The organism is Cryobacterium sp. MP_M3 (assembly GCF_015752155.1).
In the GTDB taxonomy this organism is placed as follows: Bacteria; Actinomycetota; Actinomycetes; order Actinomycetales; family Microbacteriaceae; genus Cryobacterium.
The window spans coordinates 141,403-167,112 of record NZ_JADOVI010000001.1 but is presented as its reverse complement, the minus strand read 5'-3'; the positions used below and the strand labels follow the sequence as shown (position 1 = coordinate 167,112).

Annotated in this window: 25 protein-coding genes and 1 tRNA gene; 10 read left to right on the top strand and 16 right to left on the bottom strand. The window is 69.9% G+C overall.

The features are described from left to right. Positions 1–132: 132 nt before the first annotated feature. Complete coding sequence (locus IWX89_RS00720) at positions 133–1,800, top strand: glycoside hydrolase family 13 protein (protein WP_231382736.1); 1,668 nt, start codon at positions 133–135, stop codon at positions 1,798–1,800. A gap of 129 nt (positions 1,801–1,929) precedes the next feature. On the opposite strand, the gene IWX89_RS00715 is transcribed toward IWX89_RS00720, so the two are convergent. Next, complete coding sequence (locus IWX89_RS00715; RefSeq protein WP_196901676.1) at positions 1,930–2,133, bottom strand: DUF559 domain-containing protein; 204 nt, start codon at positions 2,131–2,133, stop codon at positions 1,930–1,932. Between the two features lie 346 nt (positions 2,134–2,479). Here IWX89_RS00715 and IWX89_RS00710 point away from each other — a divergent pair, with 346 nt between their 5' ends. Next, the gene (locus IWX89_RS00710) at positions 2,480–3,274 is read left to right on the top strand and encodes a GTP pyrophosphokinase family protein (protein WP_374220473.1); all 795 of its coding nucleotides are present in this window, start codon (positions 2,480–2,482) and stop codon (positions 3,272–3,274) included. A gap of 99 nt (positions 3,275–3,373) precedes the next feature. On the opposite strand, the gene IWX89_RS18895 is transcribed toward IWX89_RS00710, so the two are convergent. From IWX89_RS18895 to IWX89_RS00695, 3 genes are all read right to left on the bottom strand, one after another. Next, on the bottom strand, positions 3,374–4,762 hold the full coding sequence (locus IWX89_RS18895) for a peptidoglycan DD-metalloendopeptidase family protein (RefSeq protein ID WP_196901675.1): 1,389 nt from the start codon (positions 4,760–4,762) through the stop codon (positions 3,374–3,376). A gap of 260 nt (positions 4,763–5,022) precedes the next feature. Further along, on the bottom strand, positions 5,023–5,856 hold the full coding sequence (locus tag IWX89_RS00700; RefSeq protein WP_196901674.1) for an inositol monophosphatase family protein: 834 nt from the start codon (positions 5,854–5,856) through the stop codon (positions 5,023–5,025). A 32-nt stretch (positions 5,857–5,888) separates the two neighbouring features. After that, a tRNA-Tyr gene (locus tag IWX89_RS00695) sits at positions 5,889–5,970 on the bottom strand. Positions 5,971–6,125: 155 nt separating this feature from the next. Here IWX89_RS00695 and IWX89_RS00690 point away from each other — a divergent pair. Further along, on the top strand, positions 6,126–7,142 hold the full coding sequence (locus IWX89_RS00690) for a LacI family DNA-binding transcriptional regulator (protein ID WP_196901673.1): 1,017 nt from the start codon (positions 6,126–6,128) through the stop codon (positions 7,140–7,142). Between the two features lie 81 nt (positions 7,143–7,223). Next, complete coding sequence (locus IWX89_RS00685; protein WP_196901672.1) at positions 7,224–7,712, top strand: YajQ family cyclic di-GMP-binding protein; 489 nt, start codon at positions 7,224–7,226, stop codon at positions 7,710–7,712. A gap of 10 nt (positions 7,713–7,722) precedes the next feature. Here the strand turns inward: IWX89_RS00685 and IWX89_RS00680 are convergent, their stop codons facing one another. The 3 genes from IWX89_RS00680 to IWX89_RS00670 are packed head-to-tail and all read right to left on the bottom strand — an operon-like array spanning position 7,723 to position 10,935. After that, positions 7,723–9,126 carry an FAD-dependent oxidoreductase gene (locus tag IWX89_RS00680; protein ID WP_196901671.1) on the bottom strand — a complete coding sequence of 468 codons (1,404 nt, stop codon included), beginning with the start codon at positions 9,124–9,126 and terminating at the stop codon, positions 7,723–7,725. 10 nt (positions 9,127–9,136) lie between these two features. After that, positions 9,137–10,207 carry a polyprenyl synthetase family protein gene (locus tag IWX89_RS00675; protein ID WP_196901670.1) on the bottom strand — a complete coding sequence of 357 codons (1,071 nt, stop codon included), beginning with the start codon at positions 10,205–10,207 and terminating at the stop codon, positions 9,137–9,139. 32 nt (positions 10,208–10,239) lie between these two features. After that, positions 10,240–10,935 (bottom strand): class I SAM-dependent methyltransferase, encoded by a 696-nt coding sequence (locus IWX89_RS00670; protein ID WP_196902089.1) that lies wholly within the window; start codon positions 10,933–10,935, stop codon positions 10,240–10,242. A gap of 109 nt (positions 10,936–11,044) precedes the next feature. Between IWX89_RS00670 and IWX89_RS00665 the strand changes: the two genes are divergently transcribed. Beyond that, positions 11,045–12,277: an isochorismate synthase gene (locus IWX89_RS00665; RefSeq protein ID WP_307836300.1), complete on the top strand. Its 1,233-nt coding sequence runs from the start codon at positions 11,045–11,047 to the stop codon at positions 12,275–12,277. Positions 12,278–12,430: 153 nt separating this feature from the next. Here the strand turns inward: IWX89_RS00665 and IWX89_RS00660 are convergent, their stop codons facing one another. The 3 genes from IWX89_RS00660 to IWX89_RS00650 form a co-directional block, all read right to left on the bottom strand. Further along, complete coding sequence (locus IWX89_RS00660; RefSeq protein WP_196901669.1) at positions 12,431–13,333, bottom strand: polyphosphate kinase 2 family protein; 903 nt, start codon at positions 13,331–13,333, stop codon at positions 12,431–12,433. Positions 13,334–13,404: 71 nt separating this feature from the next. Continuing rightward, entirely contained in the window at positions 13,405–15,117 is a 1,713-nt protein-coding gene (gene menD, locus IWX89_RS00655; protein ID WP_196901668.1) for a 2-succinyl-5-enolpyruvyl-6-hydroxy-3-cyclohexene-1-carboxylic-acid synthase, read from the bottom strand. Beyond that, a complete protein-coding gene (locus IWX89_RS00650) occupies positions 15,110–15,580 on the bottom strand; it encodes a PLDc N-terminal domain-containing protein (protein WP_196901667.1) in 471 nt (156 codons plus the stop codon). The genes menD and IWX89_RS00650 overlap by 8 nt, the downstream gene beginning before the upstream one ends. A gap of 69 nt (positions 15,581–15,649) precedes the next feature. Between IWX89_RS00650 and IWX89_RS00645 the strand changes: the two genes are divergently transcribed. Continuing rightward, a complete protein-coding gene (locus tag IWX89_RS00645; RefSeq protein WP_196901666.1) occupies positions 15,650–15,949 on the top strand; it encodes a DUF4229 domain-containing protein in 300 nt (99 codons plus the stop codon). Here the strand turns inward: IWX89_RS00645 and IWX89_RS00640 are convergent. The 3 genes from IWX89_RS00640 to IWX89_RS00630 are packed head-to-tail and all read right to left on the bottom strand — an operon-like array spanning position 15,923 to position 19,086. Then, the gene (locus IWX89_RS00640) at positions 15,923–16,942 is read right to left on the bottom strand and encodes a 1,4-dihydroxy-2-naphthoate polyprenyltransferase (protein WP_196902087.1); all 1,020 of its coding nucleotides are present in this window, start codon (positions 16,940–16,942) and stop codon (positions 15,923–15,925) included. The genes IWX89_RS00645 and IWX89_RS00640 overlap by 27 nt on opposite strands. A gap of 42 nt (positions 16,943–16,984) precedes the next feature. Then, the gene (locus IWX89_RS00635) at positions 16,985–18,172 is read right to left on the bottom strand and encodes an AMP-binding protein (RefSeq protein WP_307836298.1); all 1,188 of its coding nucleotides are present in this window, start codon (positions 18,170–18,172) and stop codon (positions 16,985–16,987) included. Positions 18,173–18,174: 2 nt separating this feature from the next. Beyond that, a complete protein-coding gene (locus IWX89_RS00630; RefSeq protein ID WP_134509050.1) occupies positions 18,175–19,086 on the bottom strand; it encodes a 1,4-dihydroxy-2-naphthoyl-CoA synthase in 912 nt (303 codons plus the stop codon). A 353-nt stretch (positions 19,087–19,439) separates the two neighbouring features. Between IWX89_RS00630 and IWX89_RS00625 the strand changes: the two genes are divergently transcribed. The 4 genes from IWX89_RS00625 to IWX89_RS00610 all read left to right on the top strand — a co-directional run bounded on the left by IWX89_RS00625 (position 19,440) and on the right by IWX89_RS00610 (position 22,137). Continuing rightward, positions 19,440–20,444 carry an RNA polymerase sigma factor RpoD/SigA gene (locus tag IWX89_RS00625; protein WP_196901665.1) on the top strand — a complete coding sequence of 335 codons (1,005 nt, stop codon included), beginning with the start codon at positions 19,440–19,442 and terminating at the stop codon, positions 20,442–20,444. Positions 20,445–20,531: 87 nt separating this feature from the next. Beyond that, a complete protein-coding gene (locus tag IWX89_RS00620) occupies positions 20,532–20,864 on the top strand; it encodes an ATP-dependent DNA ligase (RefSeq protein WP_134509046.1) in 333 nt (110 codons plus the stop codon). Next, positions 20,861–21,124: a hypothetical protein gene (locus IWX89_RS00615; protein ID WP_196901664.1), complete on the top strand. Its 264-nt coding sequence runs from the start codon at positions 20,861–20,863 to the stop codon at positions 21,122–21,124. Before IWX89_RS00620 ends, IWX89_RS00615 begins: the two co-directional genes overlap by 4 nt. A 29-nt stretch (positions 21,125–21,153) precedes the next feature. Further along, the gene (locus tag IWX89_RS00610) at positions 21,154–22,137 is read left to right on the top strand and encodes an o-succinylbenzoate synthase (RefSeq protein WP_196901663.1); all 984 of its coding nucleotides are present in this window, start codon (positions 21,154–21,156) and stop codon (positions 22,135–22,137) included. Between the two features lie 23 nt (positions 22,138–22,160). Here the strand turns inward: IWX89_RS00610 and ccsB are convergent, their stop codons facing one another. Genes ccsB through IWX89_RS00595 form a run of 3 tightly spaced genes read right to left on the bottom strand, consistent with a single transcriptional unit; the run spans position 22,161 to position 25,710 of the window. Then, positions 22,161–23,225 carry a c-type cytochrome biogenesis protein CcsB gene (ccsB, locus tag IWX89_RS00605; protein ID WP_231382781.1) on the bottom strand — a complete coding sequence of 355 codons (1,065 nt, stop codon included), beginning with the start codon at positions 23,223–23,225 and terminating at the stop codon, positions 22,161–22,163. A 51-nt stretch (positions 23,226–23,276) separates the two neighbouring features. Next, positions 23,277–24,965 carry a cytochrome c biogenesis protein ResB gene (locus IWX89_RS00600; protein ID WP_196901662.1) on the bottom strand — a complete coding sequence of 563 codons (1,689 nt, stop codon included), beginning with the start codon at positions 24,963–24,965 and terminating at the stop codon, positions 23,277–23,279. Continuing rightward, positions 24,949–25,710 (bottom strand): cytochrome c biogenesis CcdA family protein, encoded by a 762-nt coding sequence (locus IWX89_RS00595; RefSeq protein ID WP_196901661.1) that lies wholly within the window; start codon positions 25,708–25,710, stop codon positions 24,949–24,951. The genes IWX89_RS00600 and IWX89_RS00595 overlap by 17 nt, the downstream gene beginning before the upstream one ends.

Here is a 25,710-nt window from a genome sequence, read left to right as displayed (position 1 = left end):
TACATGTATAGCTTCTCGCAGATCGATTGACAACTCAAGAGCTTGAGGCCACGAACTTTTTGTTTGGTTCGTTTAACGGGAATGCCATGCAAGCGCTTCCATGTTGTGGGGAATGCCGTAAGGTTTTCTTTCATGACAGGCACTGAGTGGTGGCGAACCGCAGTTATCTACCAGATCTATCCCCGTTCCTTCGCGGACGCCAACGGTGACGGGATGGGTGATCTGGCCGGCATCACCGGGCGACTCCCGGCCCTCCGCGACCTCGGGATCGACGCCATCTGGCTGTCCCCGTTCTACACCTCGCCCCAGCACGACGCCGGCTACGACGTGGCCGACTATTGCGACGTCGACCCGATCTTCGGCTCCCTCGCCGACTTCGACACCCTGGTGCGCACCGCCCACGCGCTGGCCATCCGGGTGATCGTCGACCTGGTGCCCAACCACTCCTCGAGCGAGCACCCGTGGTTCCAGGCCGCACTCGCCGCCCCGGAGGACAGCGCCGAGCGGGCGCACTACATCTTCCGCGAGGGCAAGGGCGAGCACGGCGAGCTTCCGCCGAACAACTGGGAATCCGTCTTCGGAGGCAACGCCTGGACCCGCGTCACGAACCCCGACGGCACGCCCGGCCAGTGGTACCTGCACCTCTTCGACACCACCCAGCCCGACTTCGACTGGGACAACGAGTGGGTGCGGGCGCAGTTCCGCGACGTGCTCCGGTTCTGGCTCGACCGCGGCGCCGACGGCTTCCGGGTGGATGTCGCCCACGGCATGATCAAGGCGGCCGGGCTGCCCGACTACACCGCTCCCGTCGAGGGCGGCAGCATGGGCGGCGCCTCGGCGCTCGAGCCGGGCATCATCGCCGAGTGGGCCGAGACGGCGCCGTACTGGTCGCAGGGCGGCGTGCACGAGATCTACCGGGACTGGCGCCTTGTGCTCGACGAGTACCCCGGCCAGCGCATCCTTGCCGCCGAGGCGTGGGTCGACCCGCTCCGCCGTGTCGCCGAATGGGTGCGCCCCGACGAGATGCACCAGGCCTTCAACTTCGCCTACCTCGAGACGCCGTGGAGCGGCCCGGCCCTGCGCCGGGTGGTCGACGACTCCCTCGAGGCGTTCAGCGCCGTCGGCGCCCCGAGCACCTGGGTGTTGTCCAACCATGATGTCGTGCGCCACGCCTCCCGCCTGGCCCTCACCGCGGAGAACCTGCAGGGCCACGGCATCGGCCCGAAGACGGCCGGCCTGCCCGACCCCGTGGTGGGCCTGCAGCGCGCCCGCGCCGCCACCGCCCTGATGCTCGCCCTGCCGGGCTCCAGCTACCTCTACCAGGGCGAGGAACTCGGGCTGCCCGAGGTCATCGACCTGCCGGACGCCTCCCGCGAGGACCCGACCTGGTTCCGCACCAACGGCGAACGATACGGCCGCGACGGATGCCGCGTGCCCCTGCCCTGGGAGGGCTCAGCGCCCTCCTACGGTTTCGGCCCGACCTCGGCCAGCTGGCTGCCGCAGCCCGAGGAGTGGGGCACGCTCGCCCGCGACGCCCAGGACGGCGTCGCCGGGTCGACCCTCGAACTGTACAAGCTCGCACTGCGCCTGCGCCGGGAGCACGCCCTCGGCCTGGGCTCGGTGGAGTGGCGGGGCGGGTTCGGCGACCCGATCGTGCACTTCCGGAACGGCGCCGTCGTGGTCGTCGCGAACACGGGCACCGAGCCGATCGAGCTGCCTGCCGGGGACCTGCTGCTCGCCAGTGAGCCGCTCGCCGGACGCATCCTGCCCGGGGACAGCACGGCCTGGCTGCGCGCCTAGGCTCCGCCACGGCAGCCGCGGCAGCCGTGGCAACGGGACAGCCCGCTGGCGCCGATGTCCGCTCGCGAATGCAGGATGCCACCCCGGGAGAGGCCCCGCCCGGCCTCGCCCGGCCCCCGCATCCTGCATTCACCTGCCGGGGGTCGGCCTGACCCTGCCGGCACGCCAGCGGTGCTCATCGCGGCGGACGAGGGCCAGGATGCCGTCCATTACCCGCTGCCAGTCCCGCATGATCATCCGATAGGTGATTCTCAGCACAAGGTAGCCCTGCTGGACGAGCGCGAAGTCCCGGCGACGGTCCTCCTCCCCGGTACCGCGAACCAGCCGTTGCACACCATCCAGACGCTCCCTGAGCGGCACGCGAGGACCACCTAAGACCGGGGCACCCCCGCGGACTCCAACTGCCGGTAGTTCGCGACCCCGCCGCGCCGGGTGATCGCTGCCGCGGCCTCCGTCATCGCCTCAGGATGCCGCGTGCCGGCACCCGCAGCGCTCCGGCCCCGGAATCTGTGCACTCTTCAGCTGCGGGCCGGTCTGCAGGACGCCGACCAGGAACGAGGCCCCCGGCGCCCCGCCCGGCCGCGGCATCCTGCATTCGCGCCCTACCAGCCCACCCGCAACCCCGAGTGGGAGAATCGACCTGCGGCGCCGGCAAGTTGAGCGCCCAGGAGGAGTGACCGTGGCCGTCAGAGGCATCGACAAGGGGTTCGACACCGCCGGGAGCGTCGCCGAGCGTCGGGAGCTGAAGACCGAGCTCACCCGATTCATGATGTCGTACAAGTTCGCGACCGACGAGATGATGACCAAGATCAACATCCTCAAGGAAGAGTTCAGCGCGATCCACGACTACAGCCCGATCGAGCACGTGAACTTCCGACTCAAGTCGCCGGAGGGCATCCTGAAGAAGGCCGTCCGCAAGGGCTGCCCGCTCGTGCTCGATGACATCCGCGCCCAGATCCAGGACATCGCCGGCATCCGGATCACCTGCAGCTTCATCTCCGACACGTACCGCATCCTGGACATGCTCACGAGCCAACAGGACATCACCGTGCTCGACGTCAAGGACTACATCGCGGCGCCGAAGCCCAACGGGTACAAGAGCCTGCACCTCATCGCCGCGATCCCGGTCTTCATGTCGGACCGGGTCGAACCGGTCACGGTCGAGATCCAGATCCGCACCGTCGCGATGGACTTCTGGGCCAGCCTCGAACACAAGATCTTCTACAAGTACCAGGGCGAGGTGCCGGTCGACCTCGTGCGCGACCTGAAACAGGCGGCGGATGTCGCCAATCGCCTCGACGTGAAGATGGAACGCCTGCACGACCAGGTCGTCGCCCTCGAGCCCGACGACCGGGCGGAGACTGACATCCTCAGCATCGCCGGGCTGTCGCAGTACGCGCTGCCTGAGGGCTTTTTGAGTGCCCTCAGCCGTTCCCGCATGCATGATGAGCTGACCGAACGCGACCGCGCCTGAGCCGACGGGCGAGCCGCGCCAGCCGGAGCCGGTGCGGCTCAGCCGTGACGGGCCAAGCCGAGGAATGCCAAGCCGTGGCGGCCGGAGCTGAGGAAGCCGCTAGTTCGTGTTGGCGCGGAGCCAGACGAGCGGGTCGACCTTGGTGCCGTCCTTGCCGCCGAGGCGGATTTCGAAGTGCAGGTGCGGCCCGGTCGACATCCCGGTGTTCCCGACCTTGCCGATGACCTGTCCGACCTTGATGACGTCGCCCGTCTTGAACAGCATCGAGCCGTGGATCATGTGGGCGTAGACGCTGGAGACAAGCTTGCCGTCGATCATGTGGTCGATGATCATGTGCACGCCGAGGCTGCCTTCGCCGTCTTCGGTGAAGCTCACGACGCCGTCGGCGATCGACTGGATCGGGGCGCCGATGCCCGGGTTGAAGTCCTGGCCGCCGTGGTTGGACGAGCAGCCGGCGCAGTCGCGGAAACCGAACTGGTCCCCGATGTGCACGCCGACGGCGAACGGCCACTGGATCGTGCCGTTCGGGTTGTTGGTGAACGTGGCTTCCATCCGGATGCCGCTGGCCGCGGCGACCTCGGCGATGGTCTTCGACTCGTAGCCGTCACGCTGAACGGAGATGACGTCGGTGCCGCCGCTCATCGTGAGCGTCTGGGCCGGCTCGGTGTTGGTCTTCTGCAGTGAGGCGTGGGCCGCGGCCTGCACATCGGCGGAGGAGAGCAGCGCCTCGGCCGGCAGGGAGGTGGAGACGGCCATCAGGGCGACGAACGCCATCGCCACGACTGTCACGCCGGTCGTCGCGAGCCGCCGGGCGAGTCCGTTGGCCGGTTTGGTCGTCCGGGGGGCCGCGGGCGGTGTTGCGGACGCCCGGAGTCGAGGGGCTTCCGTGATGCCCACAACGCGCGCCGATGCCTCGGGCAGCGACGCGGCGGGCCGCGGCGCCTCGGGAAGAGAAGCGGCGGGCCGGGAGGCGGTCTGACCGGAGCGCGAGGCGGCCTGCCGGGCGCGGGCCTGGGCCCGGGTGGGGAATTGGATCGGGGTCGAGGTCGTGACCGGCGAGACGTCCGTCTGGAGCTGCTCCAGGTCGGAGACCGGAGCCTGGGAGGCCGCCGGGGCGGCGACGAGCCGGTCCGTGTCGGCAATCGTGACCAGGTCGAGCTCGGGCAGACGCAGGTCCGCGTCGGCGAGGGCCTCGGCGAGGGGCATGAACACCGGCGCGGGCTCAAGCAGGGCGGGCTCAAGCAGGGCGGCTTCGGGCGATGCCGGCTCGAACGCGGCCGCCTCGATCGGTGCGGTCTCGACGGATGCCGCGGCGACCGGCTCAGCAGCCCCAGGCGTTGCGACGACGCCCGAGTCGTGGCGGCTCGTGTGGCGCGCGTCGGCGACCTCCACGGGTGCGCGCGCAGCACGCTCGCGCTCGCGCAGCTCGCGACGGGTCAGGGATGCTCCTGCGGAAGGCTGTCCTGCCGGGTCACTCGCATCGGGCACAGAGGCAGCCGATGAAGGGGAGTGAGAGGGCAAAGGAGAGGTTCTTTCGGGTGTTGGACAGGGAGCCAGAGTGGTCGTCTTGGCCAGTGCCAAAGTAACGAATCACTACAGGGTAACCCGGGAAGCCCCGATTTCCCATTCCGCGGGGCCGAATGACACCCGAAAACGGGGGTATCCGGGCCTCCCGACGGAGGCTCCTGACTGGGCGTGCCGGCCGGTGACTCGCCCGGTTTTCCGCGGATGCGCCCGGCGTGGCGGCCCTACCGACCGCCCTCATCCATGTGGCGGTCGAAAAGATCGGACAATAGCGGCGCGAACACCTCGTAGAGGTCGGGAGCGCCCGCAATCAGCAGCTCGATCCCTTCCCGGTCGTCGCCGAACGCGCCGACCCGGGCCCCGGCCTCGCGCGCGATCAGGGCGCCTGCCGCCTGGTCCCACGGCTTCAGGCCGCGCTCGTAGTAGAGGTTCAACCGGCCGGCGGCCACCGAACACAGGTCGAGGGCGGCGGAACCGATCCGGCGGATGTCCCGAACCTGGCCGACCAGGCCGCGCACGACGTCGGCCTGCCGCTCCCGGCGTGCCGCCTGGTAGGAGAACCCGGTGCCGAGCAGGGCGAGGGACAAGGGCACGCCGGAGGGAACCTGGAGTCTGCGCTTGCCGAGGAATGAGCCGTGCCCGGCGGCGGCGGTGAAGAGTTCGCCGGCGGCGGGATTCCGCACCGCGCCGGCCAGGGTCGTCCAGGTCGCCGGGTCGGGGTCACCCTCGACGACGGCGATGCTGACACCCCAGGCCGGGATCCCGTAAAGGTAGTTGACGGTTCCGTCGATCGGGTCGACCACCCAGGTCAGCCCGGAGGTGCCACCGGTGGCGGCGGATTCCTCGCCGAAGAAGCCGTCGTGGGGACGGGCGTCGGCCAGGCGGCGGCGGATAAGCGCCTCGGTCTCGCGGTCGGCATCCGTGACCACGTCCTCGGGCGAGGACTTGGACGCCGCAACGTGAACACCCTCGGCCCGCCGGGTCAGGGCGAGCTCGCCCGCTTCGAGGGCGATCTCCTGGGCGAGGCGGAGCAGCTCGGTCGAAGCGGGAGCAGTCATGCTGCAAGGCTACGGGACACGCAAAGAGTGAGTGGCAAGTGAGGGATTCGAACCCCCGAAGTCTAAGACGGCTGATTTACAGTCAGATCCCTTTGGCCACTTGGGTAACTTGCCAATACGCACCCGACCATATGTGAACACGTGACCGGAGACGCTCAGACAGAATACAAGGGTTTTGGTCCCAGTGAGAAATCAAGGCCCGGGATCGGCGCGCATCCGCCGGTCGATATGATCGAAGAAGGCTCAAATTCACCGCCGTTAGGAACCGTATGGTCGGCATCGACGAGGTCGCCCGTCACGCGGGCGTCTCCACCGCCACGGTTTCGCGCGCCCTGAGCGGCAACGGCCACGTCTCCCCCGCCACCCGACTGAAGGTGGAGGCGGCGGCCGACGAGCTGGGCTACGTCGTCTCGTCGACGGCGTCGAGCCTGGCCTCCGGGCGGATGAAGAACATCGGCGTCGTCGTTCCGTTCCTCGACCGCTGGTTCTTCTCCAGTGTGGTCGAGGGCGCCCAGAAGTCCCTGTTGAAGAACGGCTATGACCTCACCCTGTACAGCCTCACCGGCGGCGGCGCCGAGCGACGCAGCGTGTTCGACCATTTCCTGCTTCGCCAGCGAGTGGATGCCGTGATCGCCATTTCGCTCGAGCTGACGGCGACCGAGGTGACCAGCCTGCATGCGCTCGGCAAGCCCCTCGTCGGCGTCGGCGGCCCGATCGAGGGAGTGCGCACCCTCACCATCGACGACGTCGCCGTCGCCCGGCTGGCCACCGAGCATCTCCTGGCGCTCGGGCACACCCGGATCGCGCACATCGGCGGCAACAAGGACCTCGACCTGGACTTCCACCTGCCGACGAACCGGAGGGTCGGCTACGAGAACGCCCTCGACGCGGCCGGGATCACCCCGGCCGCCGAACTGTTCATGACGGCCGACTTCACGATGCGCGGCGGCTACCAGGCGGCGAAGCAGCTCCTCGGCAACCCCCACGACCGCCCGACCGCCATCTTCGCCGCCTCCGACGAGATGGCGATCGGTGCCATCCTGGCGGCCAGGGACCTCGGCCTGGTCGTGCCGCGGGACGTCTCCGTGATCGGCGTGGACGACCACGAGCTGGCCGACTTCTTCGGGCTGAGCACGATCGCCCAGTTCCCCCAGGGCCAGGGCGCGAAGGCGGTCGAGATCCTGCTCGACCAGCTCAGCCCGGGCAAGCACCTCACGCCGAGACTGAACACGCCGATGCCGTTCGAGCTCATCGTGCGCTCGAGCACCGCTCAGACGCCCCGCTGAGCCGGCCCGGGCGGCCGATCTCCGCCGCCGGGCGACACCCGGCTGTCGTGATGGAGCGTCCCACTCGATAACATTGCAGGCATGGCAGACTCAACGTTCGACATCGTCAGCAAGGTCGACCCGATGGAGGTCGACAACGCCCTCAACCAGGCCCACAAGGAAGTCGCCCAGCGCTACGACTTCAAGAACGTCGGCGCCTCGATCGAGATGAGTGGCGAGAAGGTGCTCATGAAGGCCAACTCCGAGGAGCGCGTCAAGGCGATCCTCGAGGTGTTCGAATCGAAGCTGATCAAGCGCGGCATCTCCCTGCGCAGCCTGGACGCCGGCGAACCCTTCGCCTCCGGCAAGGAGTTCCGGATCGAGGCCTCGATGAAGGCCGGCATCGACCAGGAGAACGCGAAGAAGATCAACAAGATCATCCGCGACGAGGGCCCCAAGGGCGTCAAGAGCCAGATCCAGGGCGACGAACTGCGCGTCAGCTCGAAGAGCCGCGACGACCTGCAGGCCACGATGGCCCTGCTCAAGGGCAAGGACCTCGAGGTCGCGCTGCAGTTCGTGAACTTCCGCTAGCCGGCCGGCGTTACTCGGTCGGGACGCTCGCCGGCTCGCGGCGGGAGACCGCGATCATGTCCTCGCGCGGGACGACCTTGATCCGGGTGCGTCCCTCGGCCGCGCCGAGCGCGAGCTCGTGCTGGTCGAGGCGGTGCCAGCCGTCGAGGTTGGTGTACTCGATCCCGCGTTCGTCGAGCATGGCCAGCACGCTCTCCTCCGAGGGCTCGGCCGGGTGCCACCAGTTGCCGAGGTCGTTGATCAGGTGCCGCACGGTCTCCATCGCGTCTGACTTGGTGTGGCCGATCAGGCCGACCGGGCCGCGCTTGATCCAGCCGGTGGCGTAGACGCCGTAGAGCTGCTGGTTGGCGCTGGCCGATCCGGAGTCCGGTTCGCCCTTCCAGAGCACCTGACCCTCGCGGTTGGGGATGACGCCGCGCTTCTTGTCGAACGGCACACCGGGCAGTGGGGAGCCGAAGTAGCCGACGGCGCGGTAGACGGCTTGAACCGGGAGCTCGCGGATCTCGCCGGTGCCGACGACGCCGCCGTGCCCGTCGGGTTTGGTGCGCTCGTACCGGATCGCGCCGACCCGGCCCGTGCCGTCGTCGACGAGTTCGACCGGCTTGGCGAAGAAGTGCAGGTGCAGCCGGCGGCTGGCGGTGCCGGCCGGGCGCTCGCGCCACTTGTTCAGCACCTTGTCGATGACGAAGACCTGCTTGTTGCTGGCCACGGCGTCGCGCGCGGCGTCGTCGTAGTCGAAGTCCTCGTCGTAGACGACGATGTCCACGTCGGGCAGTTCGCCGAGTTCGCGCAGTTCGAGCGGGGTGAACTTGACCGAGGTCGGGCCGCGCCGGCCGAACACGTGCACGTCGGTGACGGCGGACGCCTGGAGCCCCTCGTAGACGTTGGCCGGGATCTCCGTGGGCAGCAGGTCGTCCGCGTGCTTGGCCAGCATGCGCGACACGTCCAGGGCCACGTTCCCGTTGCCGATGACCGCGACCTGCCTGGCCTCGAGCGGCCAGGTGCGCGGATAATCGGGGTGCCCGTCGAACCAGCTGACGAACCGGGCGGCCCCGTAGGAGCCCTCCAGCTCGATCCCGGGGATCTTGAGGTCGGCGTCGCGCACGGCGCCCGTGGCGAAGATGACCGCGTTGTAGTGCGTCTTCAGGTCGTCCATGGTGATGTCGACGCCGAACCGCACGTTTCCGAATACCCGGATGTCGCCGCGGTCGAGCACGTCGCGCAGCGCGGTGATGATGCCCTTGATCCGCGGGTGGTCGGGTGCGACGCCGTAGCGCACCAGTCCGTAGGGTGCCGGGAGGTGGTCGAACAGGTCGATCGACACGTCGAAATTCCGTTCGGCCTTGAGCAGGATGTCGGCGGCGTAGATGCCGGCAGGTCCCGCGCCGACGATGGCCAATCGCAACTTGGTCATGGAAGCCTTTCTAACTGGATCGCTCGACGATCGTGTCCGCGAATCGCGTGAGCGCCTTCTTCACGGATCCGTCGGGCAGCGGGGAGAGCGCGGCGACGGCGTCGCGCGCCCAGCCGTGCGCCTCGGAGAGGGTCTGGGTGGTGACGTCGTGCTCGCGGAGGGCGGCGATGGCCGAGTCCGCCGCCTCGCCGGCGGCGGCGCCGGGGGCCATCACGTCGCGTTCGAGCCTGGCCAGCAGTGCGGCCGCGCCCGCGTCGCCTGGCGCGCGTTCCCGGAGCCGGAGCACCGGCAGGGTCGCCACGCCGGCGCGGAGGTCGGTGCCGGCGAACTTGCCCGTTTCCTCCGGCTGGGGGGACAGGTCGAGCACGTCGTCGATGAGCTGGAAGGCGACGCCGATCTTCTCGCCGAACTGCACCACCGGGCGCTCGTAGTCGTCGGACGCGTCCGAGAAGATGACCCCGGCCTGGGCCGCGGCTGCGATCAGCGAGCCGGTCTTGTCGGCGAGAACCTGGATGTAGTGCTCCACCGGGTCTTCACCGTCGTGCGGCCCGACTGTCTCGTGCAGCTGGCCGAGCACGAGACGTTCGAAGGTGTCTGCCTGCAGGCGGATCGCCCGCTCTCCCAGCCGGGCCATCAACTGGCTGGCCCGCGCGAACAGGAGGTCCCCGGTGAGGATCGCAATGGAGTTTCCCCACACGGTCTGGGCGCTGGGCACCCCGCGGCGCTGGTGCGCGTCGTCCATCACGTCGTCGTGATACAGCGAGGCCAGGTGGGTGATCTCGATCGCGGTGGCTGCGGTGACCACCTCGTCGAGCACGCCGCTGCCGAGGTGGGCGGTGAGCAGGGCGAGCATCGGGCGCACGCGCTTGCCGCCCGCGTTCAGGAGGTATCGGCTGGTGACGTTCGCGACCCCGTCGGCGAAGGTGACCTCGCTGAGCAGGCTCGCCTCGACCTGTTCGAGGCCGACGTCGATGCCGGCCGCGAGGCCGCGGTCGCCTTTCGACGAGAAAATGCGATCGCTGAGGCCGAGCTGGCTCGTCACGGAAGAGCCGCGGCGGAACAGGGGCACGCTCGGTTTCACTCGGTCAGCCTATCGATCGGAACTGGGAGGACTCAGGAAGTGGTATCCGCGGCGGCCGTGTCTTCTGCGTTCGCCGGCTTGACGCCGCGATGCAGGGCCACGATGCCCAGGGACAGGTTGCGGTACGCCACAGCCTCGTAGCCGGCATCCCGCAGCCAGCTGCTCAGAGTGGCCTGGTTCGGCCAGGCGGCGATCGACTCGCCGAGGTAGTCGTACGCCTCCGCGTTGGAGGAGGCCAGCTTCACGACCAGGGGCATGACGTGGTTGAGATAGGCGAAGTAGGCGGCGCGGACAGGCGTGAACGGCGGGGTGGAGAACTCGCAGATCACGATGCGCCCGCCGGGCTTGGTCACCCGGTAGAACTCGGCGATGGCCTTCTTCGGCTCGACGACGTTCCGCAGCCCGAAGGAGATCGTCACGGCATCGAACTCGTTGTCGGCGAAGGGCAGCGCGGTGGCATCAGCCTGCACGAACTCGATCAGCGGGTTGCCGGCGTGGCGTTCCCGGCCGACCTTGATCATCCCGGCGGAGAAGTCCGCGGCCACGACGTGCGCACCGGTCCGGGTCAGCGCCACGCTGGAGGTGCCGGTGCCGGCGGCGATGTCGAGGATCCGGTCGCCCGCTTGCGGGGCCACGGCCCGGGTCGCCGCCATCCGCCAGAGGGCCGCGTTCCCGACCGACAAGACCGCATTGGTGCGGTCATAGTGGGTGGAGACCTGGTCGAACATGGCAGCAACCTGCTCGGGCTGCTTATTGAGGTCTGCTCTGCTCACTCCCTCAGTCTAGATTGCCCGCGCACACGCCCGGCGTCCACCCCCGCTGGCATAGGCTGGGCGAGTGAATGCGCAGGCCCTGACGGTCGAAACCACTCCTATCGCCGACGTCCGCCAACTCATCCTTCTGCTCGACAGCCACGAGCCGCTGCTCTGGATGCGGCGCAACCAGGGTCTGGCCGGCATCGGCACGGCCCTGCGGCTCGAGTTCTCCGGTCCGACCCGATTGACGGATGCCGCCGCAGCCTGGCGGGACGTGGTCGCCGCGGCCACCGTGACCGATCCGCTCTCCCGCACCGGCACCGGGCTGCTCGCCTTCGGGGCGTTCGCCTTCGACGCGTCGTCAGCCCAGACCAGCGTGCTGATCGTGCCGCAGGTCATCGTCGGCCGCGAGGACGACCAGTGCTGGGTCACCCGGATCTGGCCCACCGGCGGCACCCGGCCCGAGATCCCGCTCGCCCTGCGGCCGCTGGGCAACGAGTACCGCATCTCGCTCCTGCCGGGCGCGCTGACCGCCGACGGCTACCGCACCGCGGTGGGCGAGGCCGTCGAACGGATCGCCGCCGCCGACCTCAACAAGGTCGTCCTGGCCCGGGATCTCGTCGGGCGCCTGCCCGCCGAATCCGACCTGCGCCGGGCCGTGAGCGAACTCGCCCTCGGCTACCCGGACTGCTGGACGTACGCGGTCGACGGTCTCGTCGGGTCGAGCCCCGAAACGCTGATCCGCGCCGACCACGGCGAGGTCAATGCCCGGGTGCTGGCCGGCACGATGTCCCGCGGGGCGGACGCGGCATCCGACCTCGAGGCCGCGCTGCACCTGGCCACCTCGTCCAAGGACGGCGACGAGCACGCCTTCGCCGTGCAGAGCGTGCTCGCCTCGCTGCGCCCGCACACCTCGCACCTGACCACGAGCGAGATCCCGTTCACCGTGAAACTGCCCAACCTCTGGCACCTCGCGACGGATGTCGAGGGCACCCTCAGCGACGGGTCGAACTCCCTCGACCTGATCGCGGCGATGCATCCGACCGCAGCGGTCGCCGGCACGCCGACGGAGACGGCGCTCGCGCTGATCCGCGAGTTGGAGCCGTTCGACCGGGGCCGGTACGCCGGGCCGGTCGGCTGGGTCGGTGCCGACGGTGACGGCGAATGGGCGATCGCGCTGCGCTGCGCGCAGGTCACTCCCGCCGGAGACGTCACCGCCTACGCCGGCTGCGGAATCGTGCTGGACTCCGAACCCGACCGTGAACTCGCCGAAACCCGGATGAAGTTCCGCCCGGTCGTCGAAGCCTTCGGCTGACGCCACCCCGCCCGCGCGACCGCCCGCCCGCCCAGGTCGCCCAGATCGCCCAGATCGTCCGTTCCGGTCGAGACCGACCGGTGCGCGAGTCGGCTTCGACCGAAAAGGGCGATCTCGACGCGGGGCCCGCGGGGCCGGGCGGGGCAGGAGAGGTCAGGTGGCGGCCAGCCGGGCCTTCTCCGCGGCCACGTCGAAGGCGGCCGGCGGCCAGTCGAGGTGCAGCCGCTCGAGGGCGTCGATGAGCAGGTGCTGCACGGCGAGGCGGGCGTACCATTTCTTCTCCGCCGGCACGACGAACCAGGGGGCCGCCGGCGTCGACGTGCGTTCCAGGGCGAGCTGGTAGGCCTCCTGGTACTCGTCCCAGCGCAGCCGCTCGTCGACGTCACCCGGGTTGTACTTCCAGTGCTTGTCCGGGCGGTCGAGTCGCTCCATCAGCCGGGCCTTCTGGTCGTCCGAGCCGATCTGGAGCATGACCTTGACGATCGTGGTTCCCTCGTCGGCGAGCTGCTGCTCGAATTCCCCAATCTGGCCGTAGCGGGCCTCGAGTTCGGCCGACGGCGCCAGCCGGCGCACCCGGGCGATCAGCACGTCCTCGTAGTGCGAACGGTCGAAGACCCCGATCAGGCCGGCGTCCGGCAGGCGTTTCCGCACCCGCCAGAGGAAGTCGTGCGCCCGCTCCTCCTCGGTCGGGGCCTTGAACGCGTACAGCCGCACGCCCTGCGGGTCGACCGAGCCGACGACATGCCGCACGATCCCGCCCTTGCCCGCCGTGTCCATCGCCTGCAGCACGAGCAGCACCCGTCGGGTGTCACCGAACTTGCCGCACGCGAACAGCTTCTCCTGCAGGGTGGACAGCACGCCGACCCCCTCGGCAAGCGCGTCGTCCGCGTTCCGCTTGTCCACACCGTCGAAGCCCGGGGTCGAGCCGGGGTCGACCTCGGCGAGCCGGAAACCGGGTCCCACCCTGAGCAGCGAGATCGGGTCGTCGTTCCAGAACTTCTTCGTGAGGTCGCCCACGGTGCACCTTTCGTCCACCTTGCCGGTGCCGGCGATCATTCGCCGGTGGACGCCATTCTGGCGCAGCGGCCCGGTGCCGCGCCAGAGCACACCCCGGCCTGGTGCCCGGGCTACCGGGCGAGCGGAACCTCGAGGAGGCTCGGCCCGGGCGGCGGCATGGTCAGGGCCTGCTCGAGTTCGCTCCGCGTGCCGGCGCGGCCGTACTCCCAGCCGTAGGCGGCTGCGAGCTGCGCGAAGTCCATGCGCTGCGGGGTGAAGAGCACCCGGGCGACCGATTCCGTGCGGGCGGATGCCGCAACCTCGAGACCGTCGAAGATGGTTCCGCCGCCGTCATTGCCGACGATGACCTGCAGGCGAGGACGTGGTTCGCCCGGCGTGAGCAGGAGGGAACCGGCGTCGTGCAGCAGCGCGAGGTCGCCGAGCAGCAGCCGGGTGACCCCGGCCGGGCGCGGCTCCGGGCCGAACTGGCTGGCCAGGGCGATGCCGACGGCCGTGGCCACCGTGCCGTCGATCCCGGCGAGGCCGCGGTTGGAGTGCACCGGGATCTTCTTGCCGCCGACAAGCCGGTCGGCCTCGCGGATCAGTCGGGAGGCGCCGAGCACGAGGCGGTCGTGGGGCCAGGACGCGCGCCACACGGCGTCGACGAGCATCGGCCGGGTGACCGGGGCGCGGAGGGCGGCGAGTTCGGCGCGGGTCATCCCGCGTTCGCCGACCGGGGGCGTGGCCAGGTCGGGTGAGCCGTCGAGCAGCTGACGGCTGGTCATCACCCACCGGCCGAGCCATTCCCGGGCCTCGCGGGTTCCGGCGGCCGCGACGGTCGTCTCGTCGGCGATGACCGACCGGGCGAACACCCGCACCCGTCGGCCGGGGTTGAACCATTCGGCGCCGGTCGCCGCCACGACGATGGTGTCGACGTCGTCCCTCTGGAGCAGCGCCGGGATCTCCCGGCTGAGCGTGGGGTGGCCGAACACGACGGCCCGCTCCACGCGGCCGCCGAACTCGCCGGCCTGGAGCAGCTCACGGTAGGCGCCGACCAGGTTCGGGCCGAAGCGCGCCCCGCTGCTGACCTCGGCGAGCAGCGGCCAGCCGCCGGAACGGGCGAAGGCCTCGGCCGCCGCTGTGGCACCGGTGCCGGCGATGACCACGGTGCGCGGGCCGGCCGCCACCCGCACCGCGGGGGCGGGCTCGGGCCGCGGCCGCACCGGGGCCGGCGAGTCGACGGCAGGAAGGAAGTGTTCCGTCAGGTCGACCGGCGCCGAGAGCGGTTCCCGGAAGGCGAGGTTCAGCTGCACCGGGCCCGGGTCGGCGGAGTCCCGGCCGGTGGCCGCATCCGTCGCCTGTGCCGCCAGCGCCGCGGCAGCCGCCGCCTCCCCCGGTCCCCCGGCCGGCGCCGGCACGTCCACGCAGAGCCGTGTCGCCGGCCCGAACAGCCCGGGCTGCACCGTGGTCTGGTTCGAACGGATGCCGCGCAACTCGTCGGGCCGGTCGGCCGTGATCAGGATCATCGGCACCCCGGAGTGGTGCGCCTCGAGCACGGCGGGGTGGAGGTTGGCCACGGCGGTGCCGGACGTGCAGATGACCAGGGCCGGGCGGCCGGACTCGACGGCCAGGCCGAGCGCCAGGAAGCCGGCGCCGCGCTCGTCGATGCGCACATGCAGCCGGATCAGGTCGAGCCGCTCGAGTTCGGCACAGACCAGGGCGAGCGCCTGCGACCGGGCGCCGGGGCTGAGGACGACGTCGCGCACGCCGAGCCGCAGGAACTCACCGAGGAGCGCGACGCTGAAATCGGTGGCCGGGCTGCCGCTGCCTGACGCCTCAGGCATCCCGTCGGCCGGGCAGTTCGCCCTCGCCCGGATCTGCCTGTTTGGGGTCGAAACCCGTCGTACCGGTCGAACCAGTCGAACCGGTCGTACCGGTCGAACCGGTCGAACCGGCCGGCCCGGGGGTGCCGGTCGAGCCCGTGCGCGGGTCGGGCTTGTCGAGGTCGGCCAGTTCCTGTTCGAGGGCACGGATGCGCTCCTCGTCGGTCTTCTGCCGGCCGAGGCCTTTGAGGAAATCGAGGTCGTCGTCGGGGGCCATCGACCGGGTGACGCCCGCGCCGCGGCGGCCGCGGCCCACGATCAGCCAGAGCAGCGGGCCCACGACCGGGACCAGGAAGATGACGAACATCCACACCCAGCGCGGCAGTCCTCGCACGCGATTGTGGGCGGTGGTCGCACAGTCGACCAGGGAATAGACGGTCAGGATGACGACCGCTAGCCCCACGACAATCCACACCTTGACCATCTGGTCATTCTAGAGCGCCCAGCCGAGAGATCGGTGTGTAGCTGCGGGACGGAGACCTAAGCTGGAACCATGAAAGCTGTTCCCGCCTGGGTGACCTACTCCGTCTACCGCGTGCTCCTGTTCGCCGTTCCGCTCACGATCCTGCTGGCACTGCAGATCACCTGGTGGATCGCGGCCCTCGTCGCGGCATTGATCGGCGTCTGCCTGTCCTACCTCTTCCTGCGCAAGCCCCGCGAGCAGGTCGCCCGCGGGCTGTACGAGGCCCGGCACCCGGTCGCAGAGACGGCCCACACCGACGCCGAGTCCGAGGACGCGGCGATCGACCGCGCTGCGGGTGACGCGCTACAGCGCGAACGCCAGGGCGAGTAACACGCCGTAGGCCAGGGCCGCGAGGCTGGTCAGTTTCAGCGCGAGAACGAGCTCCTTCGACGTGGTCGCGGTGACGACGATGAGGCCGGCGGGCACAGCCAGGAACAACACAAAGAACGTGAACCAGGCCAGCGGGTAGAACAGCCCGAAGAACCCGGCGATCAGGAACGGCACGAGCAGGAAGACGCAGAACACGACCCGCGAGGCCGTGCCGCCAATCAGCACCGCGAGGGTGCGCTTTCCGGAGGCCCGGTCGGGTTCGAGGTCGCGCAGGTTGTTCACCATCAACACGGCGCAGGCGATCAGGCCGATGCCGACCCCGCTCAGCCAGCTTTCCGTGTTGACGGTGCTCACCTGCACGAACGTGGTGCCGAGCGTGGCGACGAGGCCGAAGAACACGAACACGAAGAGCTCGCCGAGGCCGAAGTAGCCGTAGGGACGACGTCCGCCGGTGTAGAACCAGGCGGCGACGATGGCCGCGGCGCCGACCAGCAGCAGCCACCACTGACCGGTCAGCACGACGAGGGTGAGGCCGGCCAGCGCGGCGAGCGCGAAGAAGGCCAGGGCCACGGTCAGCACCGCGCGCGGCCGTGCCGCGCCGCCACCGGTCAGCCGGGCCGGTCCGATGCGGTTGGCGTCGGTGCCGCGGATGCCGTCCGAATAGTCATTGGCGTAGTTGACGCCGATCTGCAGGGAAAGCGCCACCATCAGCGCGAGCAGCGCCCGCACCCAGTGGTAGGTGCCCGGTCCGCTGGCGACGATGGCCGCCCCGGTGCCGAGGGCCACCGGCGCGATGGCCAGCGGAAGCGTGCGGAGGCGCGCGCCGGACACCCAGTCGCCGGCCGTCGCGGGCCGGCCGGCAGCCGCCCCGCTGGTCCGGGGGGCGTTCCGCTTGGCGGGGTTGCCCGATTTCCCGGTCGTCTTGCCGGAGCCGGCCGTTCTGCCCGAACCGGGCTGTGCCCCGGTGGACGCCGAGGGGTTCAAACGCTGCATTTTGGGCCTGATCGGCCGCGCTGGTTGTGCCACGCATTCATGCTACTTCGTGGTGGCCCCGGCCAGTCGCGCGAGCTCCTGGCGATCCGGCTTGCCGGACGCGAGGAGCGGAATCGAGGCGACGACGACGAGCCGCGCCGGCCGCGCCGCGGGACCGAGCACGGCCCCCGTCGCGGCCCTCACCCGGTCGAGCGGCTCCGGGCCGGGCGTCAGGGGAGGGTGCGCTGCCGGGTCCGCCGGGGACGGGACGACGACGACCGGCACCTGGCCCCAGCGGTCATCGTCCGCCGCGACCGCCACGGCGTCGGCCAGGCCGGGAAGCGAGCGCACGACCCGCTCCACGGCGTCGAGGGACACCTTCTCGCCGCCCGAGATGATGACGTTGTCCTGGCGCCCGAGCACCCGCACGACACCGGTGGCCGGGTCGACCTCGCCCAGGTCGCCGGTGCGATACCAGCGCACCCCGCGCACCTGCCTGAAGCGTTCCCGGGTCAGGTCAGGGTCGCCGAGGTAGCCCTCGGCCAGCACCGACCCCGAGATCTCGAGCTGCCCGTCGACGGCGCGCACCAGGGTGTCGCCGATCGGCAGCCCGTCGTAGACGCAGCCGCCGGCCGTCTCCGACGAACCGTAGGTGCGCACCACTCGCAGGTCGAGGTCCGCGGCGCGGGCGAGGAGGCCGTCGGGGGTGGCCTGCCCGCCGACGAGGATTCCGGTGAATCGGCGGAGCACGCCGAGCAGGCGACGGTCGCCATCGGCCGCGGCCACGAGCCGGGCCAGCTGGGCCGGCACGAGGGAGGTGTACCGCAGCGGTTCGACCAGCCGCTCCGCGCCGGCCTGGAAGGCCGCCAGGTCGAAGTGCCCGCCGGGAAGCACCACCGGGGTGGTCTGGGCCGCGATCGACCGCACGAGCACCTGCACGCCCGCGATGTAGTGCGCCGGGAGCGCGAGCAGCCACTGGCCGGCACCACCGAGGGCCACGGTGGAGGCGGCCGCGCTGCTGAGCAGCGCGTCGGTGCCGAGCATCACCCGTTTGGGGACATCCGTCGACCCGGACGTCTCGATCACCACGGCCACCCGGCGCGGCACTGTGGTCCCCCCGGCGACCCCGGGCACCGGGAGCAGGGCCGGCACCGGGAGCAGGGCGGGGCCGGCGCCGGCGAGCGCCTCCCGCAGGAGCACCATCAGGTCGAGGGGCTCGCCTGCCGGAACGGTGCGGAGCTCACGGGTCACCGCTAGAACTGCCAGTCGTAGGGGCCCCAGTCGGGGTCGCGCTTCTCGAGGAACGCGTCGCGCCCCTCGACGGCTTCGTCTGTGCCGTAGGCGAGGCGGGTGGCCTCCCCCGCGAAGACCTGCTGGCCGACGAGTCCGTCGTCGACGGCGTTGAAGGCGAATTTGAGCATCCGGATGGCGGTGGGCGACTTGGTCAGAATGGTGCGCGCCCAGTCCAGCGCCTCGGTCTCGAGCTCGGCGTGCGGCACGACGGCATTGACGGCGCCCATCTCGAGGGCGCGCTGCGCGGAGTACTCGCGGGCAAGGAAGAAGACCTCCCGCGCGGCCTTCTGACCGACCTGGCGGGCGAAGTAGGCGCTGCCGTAGCCGGCGTCGAAGGAGCCGACGTCGGCATCCGTCTGCTTGAACTTGCCGTGCTCGGCGCTGGCGATGCTGAGGTCGCAGACGACGTGCAGGGAGTGACCGCCGCCGGCCGCCCAACCGGGGATGACCGCGATGACGACCTTGGGCATGAACCGGATCAGGCGCTGCACCTCGAGGATGTGCAACCGGCCGCCGCGGGCCTTGTCGATGCCGGTGGCGGTCTCGCCGTCGGCGTACTTGTAGCCGTCGCGGCCGCGGATGCGCTGGTCACCGCCCGAGCAGAACGCCCAGCCGCCGTCCTTGGGACTGGGCCCGTTGCCGGTGAGCAGCACGACGCCGATCCGCGGGTTGACCCGCGCGTCCTCGAGCGCCGCGTGAAGCTCGTCGACCGTGTGCGGGCGGAACGCGTTCCGCACCTCCGGCCGGTTGAAGGCCACCCGGGCGATCTGCCCGGTCAGGTCGTGGTGATAGGTCACATCGGTGAGTCCGTCGAAACCGGCGACCTCCCGCCATTGGCTCGGATCGAAGATTTCGGACACCTGTTCGGTCATCCCGCCAGCCTACGCGGGCGGGGGCGGCGCCGGCCCTCCGACGGGGTCGCTCGCGACACCCGAATAGCAGATCAGGGCCGAGTGCACCGCGCCGACACGCCGTGAGGAGACCTCAATTACTCCTTGCTGGGACGAGAAGTCAACCCCCTTGAGCGTCAGGTTTTCACCATGTGTACTGATGACCTGAGATCACCCGAGATCTACCCGGAGGTAGTCATGGCTGGATATGACGCAGGGGCAGCAATCCACAACGATGTGAACGCGAGTGACGCGATCCGCGCTGAGGGAAACCGCCGTTTCGTGGACACTATTGAGATCGTTTCCCGATCTGCCCACGTCGGGGCGGTGCGCTGATGAGCGCCCTGATCCAGACACCGCTTTCGGCCCCGCTGCAGTCCGCGCCGCCGGCCGCCTCCTCGCCCAGCCGGGGAACCGGTTCCACCTCCGTCTCCCGGTACAGCCGGGCGTCCACGGACGCTTTCGGCGACTACCTGCGCCGCATCGGGAAGGGCCCTCTGCTCACCGCCCTCGACGAGGTCGAGCTCGCCCGCCGCATCGAGGTGGGCCTGTTCGCCGCCGAACGGCTGACCCGGGGAGTGTCGGATCCGGCCTATGCCCGCGAGCTGGCCTGGCTGGCCCACGACGGCGGCCGGGCGAAGAACCACTTCATCGAGGCGAACCTCCGCCTGGTGGTGAGCATCGCCAAGCACTACTCCGGCCGGGGCGTCCCGATCATGGACCTCGTGCAGGACGGGAACATCGGCCTGGTTCGCGCGGTGGAGAAGTACGACTTCATGACCGGCTACAAGTTCTCGACCTACGCCACCTGGTGGATCCGCCAGGCCATCCACCGTGGGATGGCCGACAAGTCCCGGATGATCCGCATCCCCGTGCACACCGCGGAGAAGCTCAACAAGATCAAGCGCATCCGGCGTGACCTGACGAGCACTCTCGACCGCGACCCGACCCTGCGTGAGCTCTCCGACGCGGCGCAGATCCCGGCCAGGGATGTCTCCCGGCTGCTCCAGTACGACAACGAGCCGATCTCGCTGCACGCGCCGGTGGGCGACGGGATCGGGGACATCTCCGAGCTGATCATCGACGACGATCTGCCCCAGCCCGACGAATACGCCACCATCACCCTCCGGGCGGCCGACATCGGCTTCTACCTGGATGCCCTGCCGCCGCGCGAACGGGCCATCCTCATCGCCCGGTTCGGCCTGGATGGGGACGAGCCGCGCACCCTCGACCAGATCGCCGTGATCCAGGGTGTCACCCGGGAACGCGTGCGGCAGATCGAGAAGCGGGCCCTGGCTCTCCTGCACGTGCCTCGTCTCGAACGGTACCTCCGGGATTGACGCCCGGCTTCCCCCCGAACTGAGAGTATGCCGATACCACAGTTCGCGCGTATTGTCGCTTGTAATCACTAAAATGGGGGTTTTGAGATGGGCAAGCTGACCTACAACTCGACGTTGTCGGCCGACTTCGATGATCGGGTCTTAGCCCACATCCAGGTCGTCATCGGCGCGAAGCTGCGTCGCGGCGAGTGCTTCTATTTCACCTGGCGCGACGATCCCCAGGGTGGGGACGGCCGAAGCACCATCTGGCTGCACCCGGCCATCCCCCTGACCTACAAGTACTTCGGCGGCCGGTCGCCCAGCCTCAACCGGGAGTGGATCGAAGCCCTGATGCTCACCGCGAATTCCTCCGGCGGCCTGCAGCTGGTCCCGGAGCCGCACCGCGCCACAGCCGTCGTGACAGTGAAGGATGACTCATGAACCGCGTTGACATCGTCTACGGTGGCCAGCAGTACTCCCTCGCCGGCCGCTCGATCGACTCGATCCAGGCCGAGATCGATGCGGCGATCACGACCGGCAAACCATACTGGCTGATGGTGAACAGCGGCGGCGGCCGGTTCGAGGACGCCTACCTGCTCATCGCCCCCGGCATCCCCTTCGCCGTGCTCAATGTGAAGCCGGAGGACGGCGCGGACATCGATCTCGACGTGGACGGGGTGTTCGGGCAGGACGGTCTCTGACCCACCCGCGCTGCTGGCACACTGGGAACATGCTTCCTGCACTGGACGATCTGCTCGGAACGGCCCGCGTCGTCGCGTTGCCGTTGGTCACGCGTTTTCGCGGCATCGACAGCCGTGAGGCGCTGCTGCTGCAGGGTCCGGAGGGCTGGACCGAGTTCTCCCCGTTCGCCGAGTACGACGACGCCGAGGCCGCCGTCTGGCTGCGCGCCGCCATCGACTTCGGCTGGGAGAAGACCCCGGCCCTGCTCCGCGACCGCATCCCGGTCAACGCCACCGTGCCGGCCGTCGACGCGGCCGAAGTGGCCGGCGTGCTCGCCCGTTTCCCCGGCTGCCGCACCGCGAAGGTGAAGGTCGCGGCCCCCGGCCAGACCCTCGCCGACGATGTTGCCCGGGTGCGGGCCGTGCGGGACGTTCTCGGGCCGGAGGGACGCATCCGGGTCGACGCGAACGGGTTGTGGAACGTGGACGAGGCCGAGCACGCCCTGAACGCCCTCGGCGAGTTCGACCTCGAGTACGTCGAACAGCCGTGCGCGAGCATCGAGGAGCTTGCCGAGATCCGCCGCCGCTCCGCCGACTACCTCGGAATCCCCGTCGCCGCCGACGAGAGCGTACGCCGTGCCGACGACCCGCTGCTCGTCGCGACCACCGGCTCGGCGGACATCCTCGTGATCAAGGCGGCGCCCCTCGGCGGGATCCACGTCGCCCTCGCCCTCGTCGCGGAGGCGGGCCTGCCCGTCGTCGTCTCGAGCGCCCTCGAAACCTCGGTCGGCATCGCGATGGGCGCGCACCTTGCCGCCGCCATCCCGGGCCTCGACTACGACTGCGGTCTCGGCACCGCCTCACTGCTCGCGGCGGACGTCACCCGGGAGCCGATCCTGCCGGTCGGCGGCAGCATCCCGGTGCGCCGGGGCACCCCTGACCCTGACCTGCTCGACCGCTACGCGGCATCCGCCGAACGGCGCGACTGGTGGCTGGCCCGCCTCGAACGCTGCTACGCCCTCCTCGCCGACTGACCTGCCTCGTCGAATTCGACGGGTCAGAGGCCGGAGTAGGCGTGCAGTCCCTTGAAGAACACGTTGACGATGCCGAAGTTGAACATCACGGCGCTGAACCCGACGATCGCGAGCCACGCCGACCGGGAGCCGCGCCAGCCGCGGGTCGCCCTGGCGTGGATGTACCCGGCGTAGATGGTCCAGATGATGAAGGTCCAGACCTCCTTGGTGTCCCAGCCCCAGTACCGGCCCCAGGCCTTCTCGGCCCAGATCGACCCGGCCATCAGGGTGAAGGTCCAGAGGATGAAGCCGATGATGTTCACCCGGTAGGCCAGGTTCTCCAGGGTTGCCGCTGAGGGCAGGGTGGCGAGGAACCGGAGCGGGTTCTTCCATGCCAGGGCCGTCGCACCATCCGGCACGGTGACCGCCGGCACCGACCCGGCCGGCACTGACCCGGCCGGCACCGACCCGGCCGGCACCGACCCGGCCGGCACCGACGACGCGGCACCGAGCGCCGCTTCCCGCCGGAACTGGAGCAGTTGCACGGCCGAGAGAGCGAACCCGAGGGCGAAGAATCCGGTGCCCAGCGACGCGACGAACACGTGGATGACGAGCCAGGCGGACTGCAGCGCAGGCGGCAGCGGGGCGACCTCGACGTAGAAGCGCAGGGCCGCGATGCCGAGCAGCACGAGCACCATGCCGGTCACGAAGGTGCCGAGGAAGCGGAGGTCGGCCCGGGTGAGCACGATGAGGAACACGGTCACGATCAGCAGGGTGCCGGTCATCGCGAACTCGTACATGTTCGCCCACGGCACCCGGCCGGCCGCGAGACCCCGGAGCACGTCTGCGACGAGGTGGATCAGCCAGGCGAGCACGGTGAGGGACACTCCGACGCGCAGGCTGGGCGAACGCCCGTACGGCGTCGACGCGTCGTTGACGATGCGCGCGCTGATCCGGGTGAGGGTGGCGGTGCCACCCGCCCCCCCGGCCGAGCGCGCGGACTCCGGGCCTGCCGATCGAAGCGCGTCGCCCTGGGCCTGGCTCACCGCCGCTGAGCGCTTGGCCAGGTCGAAGGAGAAGGCGATGAACGCCAGGGCGTAGACCGCCATGGCCGAGTACAGGCTCAGGATCGAGAGCTCGTTGAGATTCACTGTGTCAGCCTAAGTGTGTTCGGGAGCCGGGGCGGCCAATTGGGAGGATAACAGCAGGTCCGAGTGCCGGTCGGCGAGGGAGGCCACCACGGATTCGAGGGCTGGGTCTTCGCCGCGGGCGAGCCCGGCGTACTCGAGTCGCACCGAACCGTCGGCTTCCTCGACGGCCTTCACCCAGACGCGTCGGCGCGGCACGAACAGGCTGGTCAGCAACCCGAGCAGGGCGAGCACCGCGAAGGACAGCACCCAGAGCTGGGTGGGGTCGTGGTGGATGTCGAACGAGGCGAACCGGAGCACCGAGCCGGAGAAGTCGCCGGCCTTCGCCCCGGGGTGCGCGTCGTCGAAAGTGACCGAGCCGAGCCCGTTCGGCAGCTGCTGGGTCTCCCCCGGCTTGAGCTCGATCGACTTCGTGCCGGTCTTGCCACCGGTGAGCTGGGTCATCTTGTCGGTGTCGAGGGAGTAGACGGATGTCGGTACCCCCGCGTCCAGGCCGAGGTCGCCGGAATAGACGTTGAGCGTGAGCAGCGGGTACTCGAGGTCGGGGAACGAGGAGTAGAACGCTCCGGAGGTGGCCTTGGCCTGGGTGGGGTAGAAGAAGCCGATCATGCCGAGCTGCTTCGCCAGCCCATCGGGGACCTTGATCACCCCGAGCGAGGTGAGATTGGCATCCTGCGGCAGGAACGGCACCGCGTCGGTGAAGACGACGTCGCCCTGCGGGTTCTTCACCGTGATCGACGGCGCGTAGCCGTTGCCGAGCAGGTACACGTCGGTGCCGCCGGTGCGCATCGGGGAGTTGACCTTGACCTCGCCGGTCTCGGCCGCCTGTCCCCGCCGGGTGACGCTCACGCCGGCGGTGAAGTCGATCGGCTGGCCGTAGGCCTTGAGGTTCTTCGTCTCGTAGGTGACCTGGAAGTCGTTGAGGGTGAGCTTGTACGGGTCGAGGCTGTCGTCGTTGAAGAACCGGCCGGGGTTGAACGAGTCATAGGCCAGCAGCGTGTTCACGAAGGTCTGGCCTTCGACCAGCACCCGCTGCCCGCTGAACCCGAAACCGCTGCCGAACCCGACCGTGATCAGGATGCCGACGAGGGCGAAGTGGAAGACGAGGTTGCCGGTTTCCCGGAGATAGCCCCGCTCGGCCGAGACCGAGAACTCCCGCACATCGGCCTGCGGCGCACTGTCGAACAGGGCGACCCGGTAACCGCCGGCCCGCAGCAGCCCGCGGGCGGAGTCGACGGCGGCCGCCGCATCCGTGCCGGCCGGGGCGGTGCGCGTGGTGAACCCGGCCAGTCGGGCCAGGCGGGCCGGCGTGCGCGGCGGCTTCGCCCGCAACGCCAGGAAGTGATGCTTGGTGCGCGGGATGACGCAGCCGATCAGGGAGATGAACAGCAGAAGGTAGATCGCCGAGAACCAGGCGGACGAGTAGACGTCGAAGGCCTGGATCTTGTCCAGGGCCGGGGCAAGGTCGGGGTTGTCGGTGAAGTACTGGGTGACCCCGTTCGGGTCGGAGCTGCGCTGCGGCACCAGCGACCCCGGCACGGCCGCGATGGCGAGCAGCAGCAGCAGGAACAGCGCCGTGCGCATATTGGTGAGCTGGCGCCAGAACCAGCGCAGCCACCCGACGAAGCCGAGGCGCGGCTGGACGATGCCCTCCGCGGCGACCGGCGCCGGGGAATCGTAATGGTCAGACGGCCGGGACATAGCTGCCAATCACTCCTTGCAGATCGAGGAGCCAGGCATTCCAGATGCCGCTCACCATGAGCACGCCGATGACGACGAGCAGGACGCCGCCGAAAAGATTGATCGTTCGCACGTTCCGTTTGAGGAACGACACCGCGCCCGTCGCCCAGTTCAGGCCCAGCGCGATCAGCAGGAACGGGATGCCGAGGCCGAGCGCATAGAACAGGGCGAGCAGTCCGCCCTGCCACGGTGACCCCGTGGTGAGGCTGAGCGAATTGATCGCGGTCAGCGTCGGCCCGGTGCACGGCGTCCAGCCGACGGCGAAGACGGCCCCGAGCACCGGGGCTCCCGCCAACCCCATCCGCGGTTTCCAGGAGGACTTGACCGTGCGTTGCAGGCGCGCGAACTGGCCGACGAAGACCAGGCCGAGCAGGATGACGACGACCCCGGCGATCCGGGTGACCAGGTCTCGGTACTGGTTGAGCCAGAAACCGGCGAATCCGAAGACGACGCCGGTGAGCACGAAGACGAGGGTGAAGCCGAGGACGAACAGGGCCACGCCGGCCAGCAGCCGGCCCTGGCCGCGCCGGTCCCCGCGCGCCGCGCTGGTGCGCCCGTCGGTGAACCCGCCGATGTAGGCCAGGTAGCCGGGAACGAGGGGCAGGATGCACGGCGACGCGAACGAGACGAGGCCGGCCAGGATCGCGACAGGGATGGCGAAGAGGAGTTGCCCGCTGAAGACGATCTCACCGAAGGGATTGTCCAC